Raw genomic sequence first — 15,493 nt, 5'->3', positions numbered from 1 at the left:
GGTCGCCCCGGGACGTCGCGCATACTGATCGTCATGTCCTGGGCCGGGATCGAGGAGTCGGTGCTGGGTGCACCGCTGACCACGCGACCTGCGGTCGCGATCTTCGCCGTTCTCGCAGTGACAGGTCTGGCGGTGCTGCTCGCCCGCAGGCACCGCTCATGGTTCGTGCGCGGCGTCCCTGTCGCGGCGCTCACGGTTGTCGCACTCACAGCCGGGGCAGCACTCCTGGTCGAGAAGGTGTGGAAGCCCTTCCCCGACCGTGTGCCGTGGGTGGTCTACGGATGGGTGGCGGTGGCACTGCTCGGCGTCGCGTTCCTGATCGGACGATGGTTCGTACGCGGCCGCGACCGGACTCGTCCCGTCGTCGCGGCGGCACTCGTGGTGGCGGCGGTGCTCGTCGTGATCGCTGCCGCGGGCCGGATCAACGCGGTCTACGACGCCTATCCCACCGTGCGGGCCGCTCTCGGCATCAGCGATTACCGAAGCATCTCCTTCGACGACCCGTCCGTCCGGGCGTCGCGGACCGTAGCGTTGGAGAACTGGTCGGCGCCGGCCGACCTGCCCGCGACCGGAGCGGTCACGTCCGTGACGATTCCCGGGACGGTCTCCGGATTCCGGGCGCGAGAGGCACGCGTCTACCTCCCGCCCGCATACTTCTCGGATCCGAGACCCGAACTGCCCGTGCTGGTCCTGCTCGCCGGACAACCGGGAAGCCCGGAGGACTGGCTCGTCGGCGGGCGTCTCGCACAGACCATGGATGCCTACGCCGCCGAGCACCGGGGCCTGGCACCGGTCGTCGTGCTTGCGGACGGTACCGGAGGCCAATTCGACAACCCGTTGTGCGTGGATTCGCATCTCGGCAACGCGGCAACCTATCTCGCCGTCGACGTGCCGGCCTGGGTCCGGGACAACGTGCAGATCGACGACGATCCGAAGGCGTGGGCTGTCGGCGGACTGTCGTACGGCGGAACATGCGCACTGCAACTCGCCACCACCCGCCCCGACGTCTACCCGACCTTCCTCGACATGTCGGGACAGGCCGAGCCCACCATCGGCGATCGGGCCTCGACGATCCGGGATGTGTTCGGCGGCGATGCGGAAGCATTCGCCCGCAACAATCCTGCCGAACTGCTCGCACGCAACCGGTATCCCGACTCCGCCGGTGCTTTCGTGGTGGGACTCGACGATTCCGAATACCGTACCGGGGTGGAACAACTCGCCGCGGCGGCTCGGGAGGCGGGGATGGACGTCCACCTCACCGAACTGCCGGGGACACACAGCTTCGCCCTGTGGTCCGCAGGTCTCGAGAAGGAGTTGCCATGGCTCGCACAACGGCTCGGGCTCGGCAACTGACGTCCCGCATCGGGGCGGCGGTGCTCCGGGCACCCGTCTCGTGCGGACTCCTCGTGCTGCTCTGGTTCCTGGCGGTCGCCACCGGTTCGACGCGGAGCGGCCCGTCGCGCGCGACGGCATCCGAGGTGTCGCTCGGAATCCCGAACATCGCGGACGGGCACGTGTGGACATTGTGGACCTCGGGGTTGTTCGCCTCCGGCCTCGGTGAGTACGTGCTCGGAAGTATCGCGATCCTCGCCGTCGCGGTGCCGGTCGAACGTCGCATCGGCAGTCGCAGGTTCACGCTCGCCGCTCTCGTCTCGCAGGGGCTGGGGGCGGCACTGGCGTTGCTCGTGGCCCAGATCGCTTCGCTGGTGCCGAACCTGTGGGGGCGGGAACTGCACACCCACCTCACCGAGGACCCGGTGGCCTGGGTGCTGGGCGTCCTGCTCGCGTCCACCACCGCGATGGGCACCCTGTGGCGTCGCCGCATCCGGACCCTCCTGCTGGTGTTCCTGGTGACCGCAGCGCTGTTCGCCGGGCACCTGCAAGACGTGAACAGGGTGACGGTCGCGCTGGCCGGGTTGCTCGCCGGCCCGCTCCTCTTCGGTCGCGGTGTGCGCCGTCCGGTGCTCGGCGGCACCATCCGGGAACGCCGCACGCTCGTCGCACTCGTCGTCGCGGCGAGCGTGCTCGGCCCGATCTTCGCTGCGTTCTCCCCACACTCGATCGGCCCGCTGTCCGCGCTACGCGAATTGTTCGAGCAGGTTCCCTACAGTCCACGAGAACTGGTGGACGTCTGCGCCGATCCGGCACTCCGCGACGAGTGCCGGAAAGGGCAGCAGGCCCTGCGCCTGTCGGGAGTCGGCCCGCTGGTGGCCAACCTCCTGCCGTCGATCCTGCTGCTGATCGGTGCCGAAGGGTTGCGTCGAGGACGGCGGGCGGCATGGTTCCTTTCGGTGGGAGGACATATCGTGCTGATCGCGGTGGCCGCCGCGAGCACGATCGTCCGCGTAACCGAACAGGACGAGGCCCGGTCACTGCTGTACGGAATTCACCGCCACAGCTCTCTGTCCATGGAACTCGCACCGCTGCTCGCTCTGGTCACCGTGCTCGCCGTGTTGCTGCTGACCCGCACCCTGTTCGATGTCCGCGCACCGCAGGGAACCTATCGCCGGGTCTGGGCCGGGACCGCGGCGGCCGCAGGCATCGCGCTCGTGACGTACCTGGTGGTGGGCACGCTGGCGGCCGACGGATTCGATCGGGATCCCGGCATCGGCACCTTGCTCCGCGACGCACCTCGGCGGCTCCTTCCACCGGTCTACCTCCAGCTCGTCGAACCGCCCGTCATGCCCCTCGACACCGTGGCCACCCTGCTGTTCGAGTGGACCGGCGTGATCGTCTGGGTCGCCTTCTGCGCCCTGATGCTGCGCAGCTTCCTCGTTGCGCCTCTCGGGGTCGACCTCGGCGACGAGCAACGGGTGCGAGAACTCCTGCACTGTCCGGGCGGCGGCCCGATGTCGTGGATGACGACCTGGGCGGGAAACAGGTACTGGTTCAGCGCCGACGGCCGGCACGCCGTCGCGTATCGAGTGCACTCGGGTGTCGCGCTGACCACGGCCGATCCGATCGGTGAGCGCTCGTCGCTGACCGGGGCGGTGGACGAGTTCGCGGCCTACTGCCTCGGCAACGGATGGACACCGTGCCTGTACTCGGTGGGTGAGGACACCGCTGCGATCGCCCGGGACCACGGCTGGACATGCCTGCAGGTGGGCGAGGAGACCGTCGTCGATCTCGCGGATCTCGCCTTCAAGGGCAAGAAGTTCCAGGACGTACGCACCGCGCTGAACCGTGCCGCCAAGGACGGGATCGAAGCGAAGTGGACGACCTTCGCCGCCGCGCCGCTGTCGGTGACCGAGCAGATCGTCGACATCTCCGAGGAGTGGGTGGCCGACAAGGGACTGCCGGAGATGGGGTTCACACTCGGAGGACTCGTCGAACTGCGGGACCCCGAAGTCCGGTTGCTGCTCGCGGTCGACGCGAACGAGCACGTCCATGCCGTCACGTCGTGGATGCCGGTCTACCGGGACGGAAAGGCTGTGGGTCTGACATTGGACTTCATGCGCCGACGTTCGGACGGATTCCGGCCCGCGATGGAATTCCTCATCGCCTCCGCAGCACGTTCCGCCGCAGATGAGGGCCTCGAATTCCTGAGCTTGTCGGGTGCACCGCTCGCGAGCGTGGACGGTACGTCCGGACTCGACCGCGGGGCCTTCGATGCCCTGCTCGATCTGCTCGGCCGCACTCTCGAACCGGTCTACGGGTTCCGCTCACTGCTGGCGTTCAAGGCGAAGTTCCAGCCCCGCTACCGTCCGCTCTACATGGTGTTCCCCGACCCGGCGGCGCTACCGGCCATCGGGATCGCGGTCGGTCGTGCCTATCTTCCGCACATGTCGCTCGAGGAAGGTGGCCGGCTGGTCACGCACCTGTTGCGTCGGTAACCCGCGGCGTGTTCCGGAAACGGGAGACGGCGACCAGGCCCATGAACAGGAAGACCACCGGAAGCAGCAGAGCATTGCCCATCGCAGCGGCGAAACTCAGTGTCCCTTCGCCCGTCTGCATCACCGCACCGAGGGCGGCGGCACCGAGCACCGCACCGACCTGCCGAGCGGTGTTGTACACACCCGAACCGGCGCCGACGAGATCACCGGGCAGGTCGCGCAGGGCGATCGTCGAGTTCGGGGCCCAGCACAACGAGTTGGCGACGCCGAGCAGCACTATCGGGACAAGAAGCCAGCCGGCGGTCGCTTCGAGGTGCATCGCCACACCGAACAGCGCCATCGCCGCGATCATCGTGGAGAAACCGATCCGGGAGATCCGGCCCGGAGCGACCCGATCGGTGACCCGTCCGACGAGCGGAGCCATGATCACCGAGATCACCCCCATCGGGATCAGCATCAGCCCCGCGAGCTGCGCGGACAGGCCTTGACCGACCTGGAGGTAGAGCATGATCGGCAGGTTGACGGCGTAGACCGTGAACCCCAGGGTGGCCACGGCGGTCACCCCGAGGGTGAAATTGCGGTGAGCGAACAACTCGAGCGGGGCCAGGGCCTCGGTGCCGCGCGCCGCCGCGGTGCGCTGGAGGCGCACGAACATCCCGAACGCCACGATCCCGGCGGCGAGGACGACCCATACCCACACGGTCCAGCCGACATCGGGACCCTGCTGGAGGGAGAAGATCACACTGGTGACCGCGATCAGCGAGACGACGGCGCTCAGCACATCGATGCGACGGGCACCCGTCGGCAGTTTCGGCACGTACCGGGCAACCATCACCAAGGAGATCAGACCCAGCGGGATGTAGACGAAGAAGACCCACCGCCATCCGCCGGTGCCGACGAGCACCCCGCCGATGACGGGCCCGAACAGGCCTGCCGAACTCGCCACCGCGCTCCACACACCGGTGGCCGCACCCCGCCGGTGGTGGGCGAAGATCCGGTGGATGATGCTCAGCGGCTGCGGGTTGATCAGCGACCCGCCCAGCCCCTGGATCGCGCGCAGCGCGATCAGCCATTCGATCGTCGGGGCCATCGAGCACGCGAAGGCCGCGGCCGTGAAGATCGCCATGCCCACCAGATAGACGTTGCGCTGACCGAAGCGGTCACCGAGACGACCGGTGACGAGCAGCGGCACCGCGAAGGTCAGGAGGTACGCCGCCGAGACCCACACCACCTGGTTGATGCTCGCGTCCAGATCCTCGCGGATGCGCGGCAGCGACACCGCGACGAGCGACTGGTCGAGCAGGGTGATGAACAGGCCCACGCACAGGGCTGCCAGCGCACGCCAGGCCCGTGGCTCGGGGATCGGAGCGGCGACGCGTCCCGCAGCCGCCGCGCTCACTCCTCGACCGTGATCTCCGCCGCGTCGTCGTAGAAGCACACGTATCCCTCGATGAACTCCATGCCGGGGAACGGTTCGGGATACGACCATGCGACGTTGTCGGCGGGCGGCGTGCCGGAGAACGACCAGTACCGGGCGATGCCCTTGTAGGGGCAGCTCGTTCGCCACTCCGACTCCTCGAGCACCGAGAAGTCGACGTCCTCGGGCGGGAGGTAGTAACGGGTCGGGAGGCCGGTCTCGAACACGAGCACGGGGTTGCGGGTCTCGCCGACCACGACGTCACCGATGGTCACCCGCACGTGGCGCGAGCTGCGCAGTGCGTCGACGCGGTGATGGGGATCGCGCGGATGGGTGAACACTTCGGTCTCCTCCTCGAACCACCGCTCGCCCTCGTCGAGGTCCTCGCCCGGCCCGGTCTCGCCCCACCGGAACCACTGGAAGACGAGGCGGTCGTCGAGTCCGTCGACGTCGAGCTGACAGACCGGTGAATAGGCCCGCCGGTCGCCGACGACGATGTCGTACCACTGCCACACGTCCTGCCGGGAGCGGCTGGGCGACAGGGAGGCCGAGATCAGATCGAGCCGGACGTCCTCACGGGGGAAGGCATAGAACGGGACGGGCTTGCCCGGTGCCCACACCAGCACCGCCCGGCTGCTGTCGACCACGGTCCGGCCGAACCATTCACCCCTGATCCGGCGCTCGGTGGGTTCGTAGAGATAGTCGTCGGTCTCCGGTGGGCGGCGGAGCACAGCGGTCTTGCGGGCAGCCATACATCGACCGTATCGCGCCGTTCGAAAGAGGGGACCGAACCGGCCGGGCAGGGATCCGGGAACCGGACCCATCCGCTCGCCGCCCGGCTCCGAATACGGAGCGAGGCGGCGTGAGGGCCGTCACCCGAACCGACCGAGAAGAACCCGATACGTACGTCCGCACAGCTCCGGCGACGACCAGAGGAACACCGACATGCCCCCATCCGAAGCCCGGCAGAACGACGACCGGCACCCGCATCCGTCCGTAGGTTTTCTCCAGTTGTTCATGGAAGCGCGCACCCGCGTGGAGCAGTCGACGCCGCGCGCACAGGGAGGGAAGGCATGAGATCCGTCAGTGGCCCCGCCGAGTCCGTCGTCGTGGTGGGGGCGGGCCTCGCGGGGTTGTCCGCAGCGCTCCATCTCACCGGAGCCGGTAAGCGCGTCACCGTCCTCGAGCGTGAGAACACGGTCGGGGGTCGCGTCGGCACGTACCCGGTCTTCGAGGACGGCCGGCATCTCTACGACATCGACAACGGCGCCAGCGTGCTGACGATGCCGGACCTGATCGCCGATGCGCTCGCCGCCGTCGGCGAGTCCTTCGACTCGACCACCCCGGCGCTCGCCCTCACCCCGCTCGCACCCGGCTACCACGCACGCTTCGCCGACGGCACCGCCCTGAACGTGTACGCCGATCCGGACGAGATGACCGCCGAGATCGCGCGGGTGTGCGGCCCCGACGAAGCCGGCGGATACCGGAGGCTGCGCCGCTGGCTCGCGTCGATCTTCGACGCGGAGTTCGACCGTTACATCGACTCGAACTTCGACTCGCCGCTCGACCTCGTGTCGTCACCGTCGGCGCTGCGGGACACCGCGAACCTGGTCCGGCTCGGCGGCTTCGGTCGCCTCGGCTCACGCGTCGGGTCGTTCGTGAAGGACGATCGGCTCCGGCGGATCTTCACCTTCCAGGCGCTGTACGCAGGAACCGCTCCGGCGACGGCTCTCGCGGTCTACGGTGCCATCGCCCACATGGACACCTCGCTCGGCGTCTACTTCCCGAAGGGTGGCATGGCCACCATCGCCGCCGCGATGACGGACGCCTTGATCCGCAACGGAGGCGCGGTGCACACCGGGGTCGACGTGGCGGAACTGCGCGTCGAAAACGGCCGCGCGACGAGCGTACGGTCCGCGGACGGCCGGTACTTCGCCGCCGACGCCTTCGTCCTCACCGCGGATCTGCCGGTGGTGGACGATCTGCTCCTCCGCGCCGGGGTACCGCCACGCCGACGCAGCCGGAGCGCGACGGTCGCGTCGCCGTCCGCCGTCGTCTTCCACGGCACGGTGCCCACCGACGTGACCCGGGCCTGGCCGTCGGATTCCCACCACACCATCGATTTCGGTGCCGAGTGGTCGGAGACCTTCGCCCGGATCACGGCGCCGCGCGGTCACGGCCGGTTGATGGCCGATCCGTCGCTGCTCATCACGCGACCCGCCGTGACCGATCCGTCCCTGCGGATCGTGCGGGGCGGTGTCGAGTGCGAACCGGTCTCGGTGCTGGCGCCGTGCCCGAATCTCGCGTCCGCGCCTCTCGACTGGGACCGTCTCGGCAGGCCGTACATGCGGGAGATCCAGCAGGTCCTCGAGCGTCGCGGCTACCGGAATCTGACGAGTGCCATGCGCATCGACCATCTCGACACCCCGCAGACCTGGGCGGACAAGGGGATGCTCGACGGCAGCCCGTTCTCGGCGGCCCACCTCTTCCGTCAGACCGGTCCCTTCCGCCGCCCCAACCTCGTGCCCGGCGTCGACAATCTCGTTCTCGCCGGGTCGGGCACCACGCCCGGAGTCGGTGTCCCGACCGTGATCATCTCGGGACGTCTTGCTGCGGAACGTATCTCAGGTAGCGAATCCACCGGCTCCGCGCCGGTGTCGATCCCGATGGAAGTGGGGGCGACGACTCATGGGTGAACTCGACGCAATCGATCCCGACCTGCACGAGGCGTACCAGCTGTGCCGTGAGCTCAACCGGCGCCACGGCAAGACCTACTTCCTCGCGACCCGCATCTTCCCGGCGTCCAAGCGTGCCGGGGTACATGCGCTCTACGGTTTCGCGCGGATGGTCGACGACATCGTCGACGTGAAACCGGTCGACGCGGCACCGGTTCTCGACGCGCTCGAACGCCGGCTCACCGATGCGCTCGGCGGCCGGCCACCGACCTACGACGAGTTCGGTCTCGTGTTGCGGGCGCTCGTCGACACCACGCAGCGGTACGACATCCCGCACGAGTACTACTACGCCTTCCTGCGCTCGATGCGGATGGACATCCCCGGCACCGAGCTGTTCCGTTCGCGTTACCGCACGATGGACGAACTGTCGGAATATATGTACGGCTCGGCGGCCGTCATCGGACTGCAGATGCTGCCCATCCTGGGGATCGAGACGGAACGCGAGCGAGCCGAGGCCCCCGCCGCCGCACTCGGTGAGGCCTTCCAGCTCACCAACTTCATCCGCGACATGGGGGAGGACCTCGACCGCGACCGCATCTACCTGCCGACCGACGTGCTCGCCGCCTACGACGTGGACGAGGACCTGCTGTGGCACTGCAGACGGACCGGGCAGCGCGACGTGCGGCTCGAACGCGCCCTGGCGCACCTGATCGCGCACACCCGCTCGATCTACCGGGTGGCCGAACCGGGCATCGACCTGCTCGACCCCAAGGTGCGTCCCGCGATGCGGACCGCCTTCGTCCTCTACGGCGACATTCTGCGGGCGGTCGAGGAGAGCGGATACCGGGTACTCCACCAGCGCGCCCGCGTGTCCCGTCGCCGGCGTCTGTCGGTGGCCGCACCGCGGCTGGCCTCGGCCGGTTGGACCTCGCTGCGCACACGGTCGAGACTGGGAGTGCTCACCGCGCCGCACGGCCGGTGACGCCCGCCCGGCCGTGCCGGCATTCGGACACGAATACAGAACAGGACATCACATGGAACAGGTCGTGCTGCTCGACGACGCAGGCCGCGCGGTCGGGATCGAGCCGAAGGCGACGGTGCACACCACCGACACCCCGTTGCACCTCGCCTTCTCGTCGTACGTCTTCGATCCCCACGGAAACGTTCTGCTCACCCGGCGGGCCCTGGACAAGTCGACCTTTCCCGGTGTCCTGACGAACAGCTGCTGCGGCCACCCGGCTCCGGACGAGCCGCTCACCGAGGCCGTGCGCCGTCGGCTGGGTCAGGAACTCGGACTCGAGGTGCACGACATCGAGGTCGTCCTGCCGTCCTTCCGCTACCGGGCGGTGATGGACAACGGCATCGTGGAGAACGAGATCTGTCCCGTCTTCCGCGTGCTGTACGACGGGCCGGCGCCCACTCCCGAGCCGTCGGAGGTGCACGACACCGAGTGGGTCGACTGGACGGAGTTCTCCGACGACGTCGTCGAGGGACGCCGTGAGGTATCGGTGTGGTGCCGCGAGCAGGTGGAGCAGCTCCGCACGCTCGGTCCCGATCCGCGACGGTGGCCGGTGGCGTCCGCCGCGGATCTTCCGCACGCCGCGCCCGAGCGCCGATAGGGCCGCACCCGGCGAACGGGGTCGTTAACGTCGACCCTGTGATCGACCCGTCCGTCCTGATCCGCACGCTCATCGGCGTCCTCGCCCTCGCCGCGATCTCGACGGCGGTGCTGTGGGCGTTCCGGGTCCCGCACCGGTTCGCGCCGGTCGGCGCCATCGCCCGCGGCGCGGTGCAGCTCGCGCTCATCAGCGTGGTGCTCTCCGGCGTCATCACCGACGCCCGCTGGGTCGCGGTGGTGCTCGTGGTGATGTTCACCGTCGCGTGGTGGACGGCCTGCCGACGCATCGGGAGCGACGCCGTCGTGCGCGGGGCGACGGCCGCCGCGATGCTGACCGGCGTGCTCGTCTCGGCGGGCATCGTCTTCGCGACCGGCGCGGTGGAGGCCACCCCGCGCTACGCGCTCGCGCTCGGCGGCATCATCATCGGCAACACCATGACGGTCGCGACCCTCGCCGGTCGCCGCTTCCACGAAACCGTCGACGACCACTGGTCCGAGGTCGAGGGCTGGCTCGCGCTGGGCGCGACCATGCGGCAGGCGACCCTCTCACCCGCGCGTTTCGCCGTGCACGCGGCGATGATCCCGTCGACCGACCAGACGAGGACCACCGGTCTGGTGACCCTGCCCGGAGCCTTCGTCGGCGCGATCTTCGGCGGACTGTCGCCGGTCGAGGCCGGACGGTTCCAGGTGGTGGTGCTCGCCGCGATCATGGCGACGGCATCGATCACGTCCGTGCTGATGGCGCTCGGTCTCGGTCGCGCCCTGCGGTACCGCCCCGTGATGGTCGTGTGACGCGCACGGAAGGAAGGATTCGAGCTGTAGAGCCCTGCCTTTCGCAGATGCCCCGGGAACTCGTTTCATTGCCGGCGAGCCACCACGATGGTGCACTCGAAGGGCGCCTCGACGCTGCCGTCGGAGGTCGTGAACGGTGCCAGGACGTCGTGGGCGCCGGCGCGAATGCGCCCGTACACGTCGTCGGAGATCCGCTCGAGCAGCGGTGTGCTCTCGACTTCGGTGGTCACGAACGCGTCGACGGACGACGCCCGGTAGGTACCCGGGTGGGTGCGAGCAGTCGTGACCCGCAGCCCGGCCGACTCGACGAGGTCTGTGAGCTCCTCGATGTCGCCGCACACGAAATACGTGCTCAGCAGCGACGTGGCCTCGGCGCCGGCGTGGCGGGCTGCCATCCGGACGAAAGGCGCGAACGCGGGTTGGGAGTCGAGGGCGCCCGGGACCACGACCGCCACCGTCCCACCGACGGCGACGACCCGGGCCATCTCCCGGAGCGCCCGGAAACGGTCGGGGAAGAACATGAGTGCCATCTGGCAGAGGACGGTATCGAAGGATTCGTCCGGGAAGGGGAGCGTACCGGCGTCACCCTGGCGGAATTCGATGTCGGGTCGGACGCGGCGGGCGACGGTCAGCATCGCCTCGTTCAGGTCCACGCCGAGCACGATGCCGTCGGGCGCCACCAGGTCGGCGGCGGTACGCGTGACGATCCCGGTCCCGCAACCGACGTCGAGCACCCGCCGGCCCGGCGCGACGCCGGCAGCGTCGCAGAGGATCGGTGCCCACTGGGCGAAGAACGCCGGGACGAAGGCGGACTCGTAGAACTCCGCTGTTTCGATGGGGATGCGGAAGGATTCGGGGGATTCATCGGAAGTGGTCATGACCTCATCGTGCGCCGAAGTCGCGGGGTGCAGAGTCTTCGCGTTCAAGACTGGTGCGGCAGGGGTGGAGCCGGGTATGTGATAGCCATGGTGACCTATCCCGGCGCGCAGCAGTACGTACCCGACAGCCGCGACCTCGCCGACCTCGCCGCAGCGTCCGCGGGGTGCCGGGGATGCGATCTCTACAAGGCGGCCGAACGCACCGTCTTCGGCGCCGGGGTACGAGACGCGCGCATCCTGTTCGTCGGCGAACAACCGGGCAACGAGGAAGACCTCGCGGGAGAACCGTTCGTCGGGCCTGCGGGGCACCTGTTCGACAAGGCACTCGAACGCGCGGGCATCGACCGCGGGACGGTGTACGTGACCAACGCCGTCAAGCACTTCCGCTTCGACCGGTCCGCCAACGGCCGCAGGCGGATCCACAGGAAACCGTCGGGTGGTCAGGTCGTCGCGTGCCGGCCGTGGCTCGAGGCCGAACTCGACGCCGTTCGTCCCGACGTGGTGGTGTGTCTCGGTGCCACGGCGGCGCAGTCGCTGCTCGGCAAGGATTTCAAGCTCACGCAACATCGCGGGGAGGTGCTGCATCTGCCCGAGGAACTGTGCGGGTCGTGCGATCCCGCGGTCGTCGTCACCGTGCATCCCTCGGCGGTGTTGCGGGCGAAATCCCAGCGCGACGACATGTTCCGCTCGTTCGTACACGACCTGGAACGTGCTGTAACCCTGTGACGACTCGGCCGTCGTGACCCTGTGACGGCTCAGCCGGTTGTGGCGAGCCCGGCTGCGAGTCCCAGTGCGACCGACATCGCGCACACCTCGAGGACGGCGTTGCGCAGCGACTCCTCCTCCGCAAGTCGGTGGGAGGCCGCAGCGGGCACCCAGTTCCGTCGCCAGTTCCACGCGAGCCCCAGTAGAGCGCACAGCACGATCGCCTTTGCGAGCACAATGCGTCCGTAGCCCGTGCCCAGCACAGCCGAGACGGAACCGAGCCGCACCGCCGCGTCGATCACTCCGGTCACCACCAACGCCGTCACGCATCGCAGGGCCAGGTGCGAGTAGCGCGGCAGCAGTTCCGCCCACGCTCCGCGGCCCCGGACGGTCACGGCCAGCGCCACGAGCACCCCGAACCACACCGCTGCTGCGAGCACGTGCACCGCGTTCAACAGCGACCCCAATGGCTGCTGCGCCATGTGACCCGTAACGGGGCGGGCGATCAAGGCGAGCGCCGCGGCGACGAGCACCGGCAGGGTGGACCACGACGCCGACCGGCGGTACGCCACCGCGGCGACGACGACGATCACGACGATGCTCGCCCATGCCGCCGCATCCACGCGTCCTGTGGTGGTACCGATGAACTGCCCGAACCGTCCCACGTCCAGTTCCACGGCAGGAACGTCGGCCGCCGTGGATGCGGCCCAGGCGAGGTCGATGCTCGCGAGCGCGAGCCAGACACCGCCGAGCGCGGCGATCGTTCGCCACAGCGTCTGGGGGGTGACCGAGGGCCGACGTTGCCGCTGCACCATGACGGCGAGAACCGCGAGTCCGAGCACGGTCGAGCCGACGCACAGCCCGATCGCCCGCACCGAACTCGACGGGGCGGGCAGGGCGAGGGAACCGGCCACGGCGATGCCCGCGACGGTTCCGAAGGCAACGCCGGCAGCGGCCACGACGAGCCACTGCCGGCGTTCCGGGATCATGCGGGTCAGGCCTTCGGCTTGCGCAACGCCAAGGCGAGACCTGCGGCGACCACGACGACACCTGCGACGACGAACCACCACACGGCAGGTCCGCTGCTGTCGCTCTCGCCCGACTCCGCGCCGGTCTCGCCGGTCGCGGTGTCACCGGACGCCGCCTCACCGGGCGTGCCGGTTCCGTCCTGGGTGAGCGTGAAGGTGCGGGTCCCGCTGACGGGATGCCCGTCGGCGGAGGTCACCCGGTAGGCGATCGTGTACTCACCGGCGGGGCCGAGACCGTCGAGTTCGACGGCTGCGGTCGCACCCTCGATGATCGGATCGCTCTTCGACCACAGGTTGCCGTCCGGCCCGACGACGGTCAGGGCCGCGAACTGCTCCTGCAGGTTCTCGTTGAACGTCACGGTCACCCGGTCGGGTGACTCGGCGATCTGCTCGCCGTCCTCGGGCGAACTCGACAGCACCACGGAGTGGGCGGCCGCGGAGCCGACGGACAGGGTCAGTGCCGCGATCAGCGCGGCGAGGAGAACGAGGATGCGCTTCATGCCCGCCGCCCCCGGATCACGGCGCCGAGGCCGAGTGCGGCACCGAGCGCGCCGAGCACCAGGCCGATACCACCGAGCCACCGCGCGGTGCTGTCGGTGGTGTCCTCCGGCGACGCGGCGGTCTGCCCGGTGTCGGTGGCGTGCGCGTCGCCGCTGCCGCCGTGCCCGTCGCCGCTGTTCGCCGCGAGGGTCAGGCTCGGGGCGGGACGCTCGGGCTCCTCGTCGCCGGTCGCGATCTCGTCCCACGCCACGACCTCGCCGTCGCTGTAGGTCTGGATCGCGGGGAAGGCGACCTCGTCGTCCTCGGGCAGTGGCCCGACGGACAGGACGAACTGCTGGAACTGTCCCGGGCCGACCTGCACGTCCGGTTCGGCAGTCCACGTCACGGAGGTCGCGAGCTGCGACTCCGGATCCTTCTCGACGGTCGCCGTCCAGCCGGGCAGCGGCTCGGTACGCGCCGAGCGCAGGCCCGGAAGTTCCACGGTGACGGCCGTGGTACCGGCGGTCTCGGATTCGGTGGGGACCCGGAAGGTCAGAACGGAGTAGCCGCCCTGCTCGGCGCCGGGTGCGACGACGGTGACGTGGGCGGAGGCGATGCCGGCGCCCGCCACCATCAGCGCAGCGGTTGTCGTCGCGCCCACGAGGACGCGACGGGAGAACTCGAACATATGTGGGTCTTTCTCGTAGGAAGAGGATCGATCGTCACGACACGGTCGCGGCGAGCGGTGGTCCTCTCCTCGAGATGGCGGGGGGTGCGCGTCCCCACACGAGACGGTCGGTCGACGAGGTCGGGGCGAGCACAGCGGGCGCGTCGACACCGGGACTGCGCAGCAGCACGATCCGCAGCACGGTGCCGCACGCCGCGTACACGCGGGCCGCGGCGGTGAGCAGTACGGCGCACACCACCACGGCGATCATGTGGGCGCCCAGCATGGACACCGACATGTGCTCGTGGCCCGGAGCCAACACGGTGAGCGTGACGTGTGTGGCCGCCTGCCCGCCGGCGAGGAGCACCAGCGAAGGCAGCGCCGGCTGGTGCGCGCCGAGGATCCCGACGATCGCCGCGACCGCGACCAGCAGTACCGCGACCGGTCCCGTCGGCACACCGCCGCCGGCGGTGCCGTGGGCGGCCACCGCCAGCACCGCGGTGGTGATGCCCGCGGTGGTGCCGAGAACGGTCGGGTACCTGGTCACTGCTGTCGTGCTCGATCCTGCTCGGTCAGCGCACGCCGAGGCGTGCGAGGAGATCCGCTTCGATGCCGTCGAGTTCCGACGCGATCGCCGCGTGCGCCGGCTTCCGGCGTGCGGTCGGCATCTGCTCGGCCGTCTGCACGGCGGCGGTCAGGTCGGCGAGCCGTTCGCGGGTCGCGGCGGCGAACTTCTGCGTCTCCGCGTCCTTGGGGTTGCGCTGCTCGACCTTCGCGAGCGACTGCTCCGCCCCCGCGATGCGGGCACCGAGACGAGCACCGTGACCCGTGAACGAGCCCAGCTCGTCGATCGGCACCCCGAGCTGCTGCGCGCGTCGAGCGTCGAGCTGACCGCGCAGCGCCGTGACGGCCTGGTAGACGATCGGGACGAGCACCGGTGCGAGCAGGCGTGCAACGCCGAGATAGCGGCGCACCTTCGCCGCGGTGAGGCCCTGGTTCTCGGCGGCCTTCTTCTGCGCCTTGAGCGTCGCGATCTGTTCCTTCTCGAGCTTGGCCTGCGACTTCACGAGTTCCTGGTCGAGTTTGACCTGCGACTTCGCGAGCTGTTTGTCGATCTTCGTTCTGGCCTTCGCCGCCCGCCGGTCGTTCTTGAGTCGATTCTTCGCGACCAGCCTGGCCTCGAGCTTCGCCTTGGTCCTCAGCGCCTTCGCTTCCGCCCTGCGAGTCGCGCGACGCTTCCGTGTGAACAACCCCATCGAACAGCACCCTCCATTCGGTACGACACGACGCTCCGGCGCCCCGCGTCAGCCTAACGTGACGGTGCTGCTGCGAGCCGTCGCCTGTGCAGGGAATACCCTGGAATGTCGTGGACGCAACCGGAGAACTACCGCGGCCCGAAC

The 15,493-nt window shown here is 69.4% G+C and carries 16 protein-coding genes; 8 read left to right on the top strand and 8 right to left on the bottom strand.

The features are described 5' to 3' along the window. Positions 1-33: 33 nt before the first annotated feature. Both GON09_RS17240 and GON09_RS17235 read left to right on the top strand, forming a co-directional pair. A complete protein-coding gene (locus tag GON09_RS17240; protein WP_213932844.1) occupies positions 34-1,353 on the top strand; it encodes an alpha/beta hydrolase in 1,320 nt (439 codons plus the stop codon). Then, positions 1,320-3,833 carry a bifunctional lysylphosphatidylglycerol flippase/synthetase MprF gene (locus GON09_RS17235; protein WP_244865546.1) on the top strand — a complete coding sequence of 838 codons (2,514 nt, stop codon included), beginning with the start codon at positions 1,320-1,322 and terminating at the stop codon, positions 3,831-3,833. The genes GON09_RS17240 and GON09_RS17235 overlap by 34 nt, the downstream gene beginning before the upstream one ends. Here GON09_RS17235 and GON09_RS17230 read toward each other — a convergent pair. Continuing rightward, entirely contained in the window at positions 3,811-5,232 is a 1,422-nt protein-coding gene (locus tag GON09_RS17230; RefSeq protein WP_213932843.1) for a DHA2 family efflux MFS transporter permease subunit, read from the bottom strand. The genes GON09_RS17235 and GON09_RS17230 overlap by 23 nt on opposite strands. Further along, positions 5,229-6,002 (bottom strand): DUF427 domain-containing protein, encoded by a 774-nt coding sequence (locus GON09_RS17225; protein WP_213932842.1) that lies wholly within the window; start codon positions 6,000-6,002, stop codon positions 5,229-5,231. The genes GON09_RS17230 and GON09_RS17225 overlap by 4 nt, the downstream gene beginning before the upstream one ends. A 193-nt stretch (positions 6,003-6,195) precedes the next feature. Here GON09_RS17225 and GON09_RS28740 point away from each other — a divergent pair, with 193 nt between their 5' ends. From GON09_RS28740 to GON09_RS17205, 5 genes are read left to right on the top strand one after another with little or no spacing between them, the layout of a single operon-like run. Next, entirely contained in the window at positions 6,196-6,327 is a 132-nt protein-coding gene (locus tag GON09_RS28740; protein ID WP_280521630.1) for a hypothetical protein, read from the top strand. Beyond that, complete coding sequence (gene crtI / locus GON09_RS17220; RefSeq protein ID WP_213932841.1) at positions 6,324-7,946, top strand: phytoene desaturase family protein; 1,623 nt, start codon at positions 6,324-6,326, stop codon at positions 7,944-7,946. The genes GON09_RS28740 and crtI overlap by 4 nt, the downstream gene beginning before the upstream one ends. Beyond that, entirely contained in the window at positions 7,939-8,907 is a 969-nt protein-coding gene (locus tag GON09_RS17215; protein WP_213932840.1) for a phytoene/squalene synthase family protein, read from the top strand. Before crtI ends, GON09_RS17215 begins: the two co-directional genes overlap by 8 nt. Positions 8,908-8,959: 52 nt before the next feature. Then, the gene (gene idi / locus GON09_RS17210) at positions 8,960-9,544 is read left to right on the top strand and encodes an isopentenyl-diphosphate Delta-isomerase (protein ID WP_213932839.1); all 585 of its coding nucleotides are present in this window, start codon (positions 8,960-8,962) and stop codon (positions 9,542-9,544) included. A gap of 38 nt (positions 9,545-9,582) precedes the next feature. Next, entirely contained in the window at positions 9,583-10,335 is a 753-nt protein-coding gene (locus GON09_RS17205) for an ABC transporter permease (protein WP_213932838.1), read from the top strand. 65 nt (positions 10,336-10,400) lie between these two features. On the opposite strand, the gene GON09_RS17200 is transcribed toward GON09_RS17205, so the two are convergent. Then, the gene (locus tag GON09_RS17200) at positions 10,401-11,213 is read right to left on the bottom strand and encodes a class I SAM-dependent methyltransferase (RefSeq protein ID WP_213932837.1); all 813 of its coding nucleotides are present in this window, start codon (positions 11,211-11,213) and stop codon (positions 10,401-10,403) included. Positions 11,214-11,300: 87 nt separating this feature from the next. On the opposite strand from GON09_RS17200, the gene GON09_RS17195 reads away from it, so the two are divergent. Next, positions 11,301-11,939 carry a UdgX family uracil-DNA binding protein gene (locus tag GON09_RS17195; RefSeq protein WP_213932836.1) on the top strand — a complete coding sequence of 213 codons (639 nt, stop codon included), beginning with the start codon at positions 11,301-11,303 and terminating at the stop codon, positions 11,937-11,939. 29 nt (positions 11,940-11,968) lie between these two features. Here the strand turns inward: GON09_RS17195 and GON09_RS17190 are convergent, their stop codons facing one another. Genes GON09_RS17190 through GON09_RS17170 form a run of 5 tightly spaced genes read right to left on the bottom strand, consistent with a single transcriptional unit; the run spans position 11,969 to position 15,349 of the window. Then, positions 11,969-12,907 carry a copper resistance D family protein gene (locus GON09_RS17190; protein WP_213932835.1) on the bottom strand — a complete coding sequence of 313 codons (939 nt, stop codon included), beginning with the start codon at positions 12,905-12,907 and terminating at the stop codon, positions 11,969-11,971. Positions 12,908-12,912: 5 nt separating this feature from the next. Next, positions 12,913-13,446, bottom strand: a complete 534-nt coding sequence (locus tag GON09_RS17185) for a copper resistance CopC family protein (protein WP_213932834.1) — start codon at positions 13,444-13,446, stop codon at positions 12,913-12,915. Next, on the bottom strand, positions 13,443-14,114 hold the full coding sequence (locus GON09_RS17180; RefSeq protein WP_213932833.1) for a YcnI family copper-binding membrane protein: 672 nt from the start codon (positions 14,112-14,114) through the stop codon (positions 13,443-13,445). Before GON09_RS17180 ends, GON09_RS17185 begins: the two co-directional genes overlap by 4 nt. Before the next feature lie 34 nt (positions 14,115-14,148). Beyond that, positions 14,149-14,640: a hypothetical protein gene (locus tag GON09_RS17175; protein ID WP_213932832.1), complete on the bottom strand. Its 492-nt coding sequence runs from the start codon at positions 14,638-14,640 to the stop codon at positions 14,149-14,151. Positions 14,641-14,665: 25 nt separating this feature from the next. Beyond that, the gene (locus GON09_RS17170) at positions 14,666-15,349 is read right to left on the bottom strand and encodes a DUF6474 family protein (protein ID WP_213932831.1); all 684 of its coding nucleotides are present in this window, start codon (positions 15,347-15,349) and stop codon (positions 14,666-14,668) included. Between the last annotated feature and the right edge of the window lie 144 nt (positions 15,350-15,493).

Source organism: Rhodococcus sp. B50 (assembly GCF_013602415.1).
Lineage (GTDB): Bacteria > Actinomycetota > Actinomycetes > Mycobacteriales > Mycobacteriaceae > Rhodococcus.
This window is presented reverse-complemented; position numbering and strand designations above follow the sequence as displayed.

Excerpts from the sequence above, each read along its gene's own strand:
- GON09_RS17240 (WP_213932844.1), top strand. The coding sequence starts at position 34 with ATGTCCTGGGCCGGGATCGAGGAGTCGGTGCTGGGTGCACCGCTGACC.
- GON09_RS17235 (WP_244865546.1), top strand. The coding sequence starts at position 1,320 with ATGGCTCGCACAACGGCTCGGGCTCGGCAACTGACGTCCCGCATCGGG.
- GON09_RS17225 (WP_213932842.1), bottom strand. The coding sequence starts at position 6,002 with ATGGCTGCCCGCAAGACCGCTGTGCTCCGCCGCCCACCGGAGACCGAC.
- GON09_RS28740 (WP_280521630.1), top strand. The coding sequence starts at position 6,196 with ATGCCCCCATCCGAAGCCCGGCAGAACGACGACCGGCACCCGCATCCG.
- crtI (WP_213932841.1), top strand. The coding sequence starts at position 6,324 with ATGAGATCCGTCAGTGGCCCCGCCGAGTCCGTCGTCGTGGTGGGGGCG.
- GON09_RS17215 (WP_213932840.1), top strand. The coding sequence starts at position 7,939 with ATGGGTGAACTCGACGCAATCGATCCCGACCTGCACGAGGCGTACCAG.
- idi (WP_213932839.1), top strand. The coding sequence starts at position 8,960 with ATGGAACAGGTCGTGCTGCTCGACGACGCAGGCCGCGCGGTCGGGATC.
- GON09_RS17200 (WP_213932837.1), bottom strand. The coding sequence starts at position 11,213 with ATGACCACTTCCGATGAATCCCCCGAATCCTTCCGCATCCCCATCGAA.
- GON09_RS17195 (WP_213932836.1), top strand. The coding sequence starts at position 11,301 with ATGGTGACCTATCCCGGCGCGCAGCAGTACGTACCCGACAGCCGCGAC.
- GON09_RS17190 (WP_213932835.1), bottom strand. The coding sequence starts at position 12,907 with ATGATCCCGGAACGCCGGCAGTGGCTCGTCGTGGCCGCTGCCGGCGTT.
- GON09_RS17185 (WP_213932834.1), bottom strand. The coding sequence starts at position 13,446 with ATGAAGCGCATCCTCGTTCTCCTCGCCGCGCTGATCGCGGCACTGACC.
- GON09_RS17180 (WP_213932833.1), bottom strand. The coding sequence starts at position 14,114 with ATGTTCGAGTTCTCCCGTCGCGTCCTCGTGGGCGCGACGACAACCGCT.
- GON09_RS17170 (WP_213932831.1), bottom strand. The coding sequence starts at position 15,349 with ATGGGGTTGTTCACACGGAAGCGTCGCGCGACTCGCAGGGCGGAAGCG.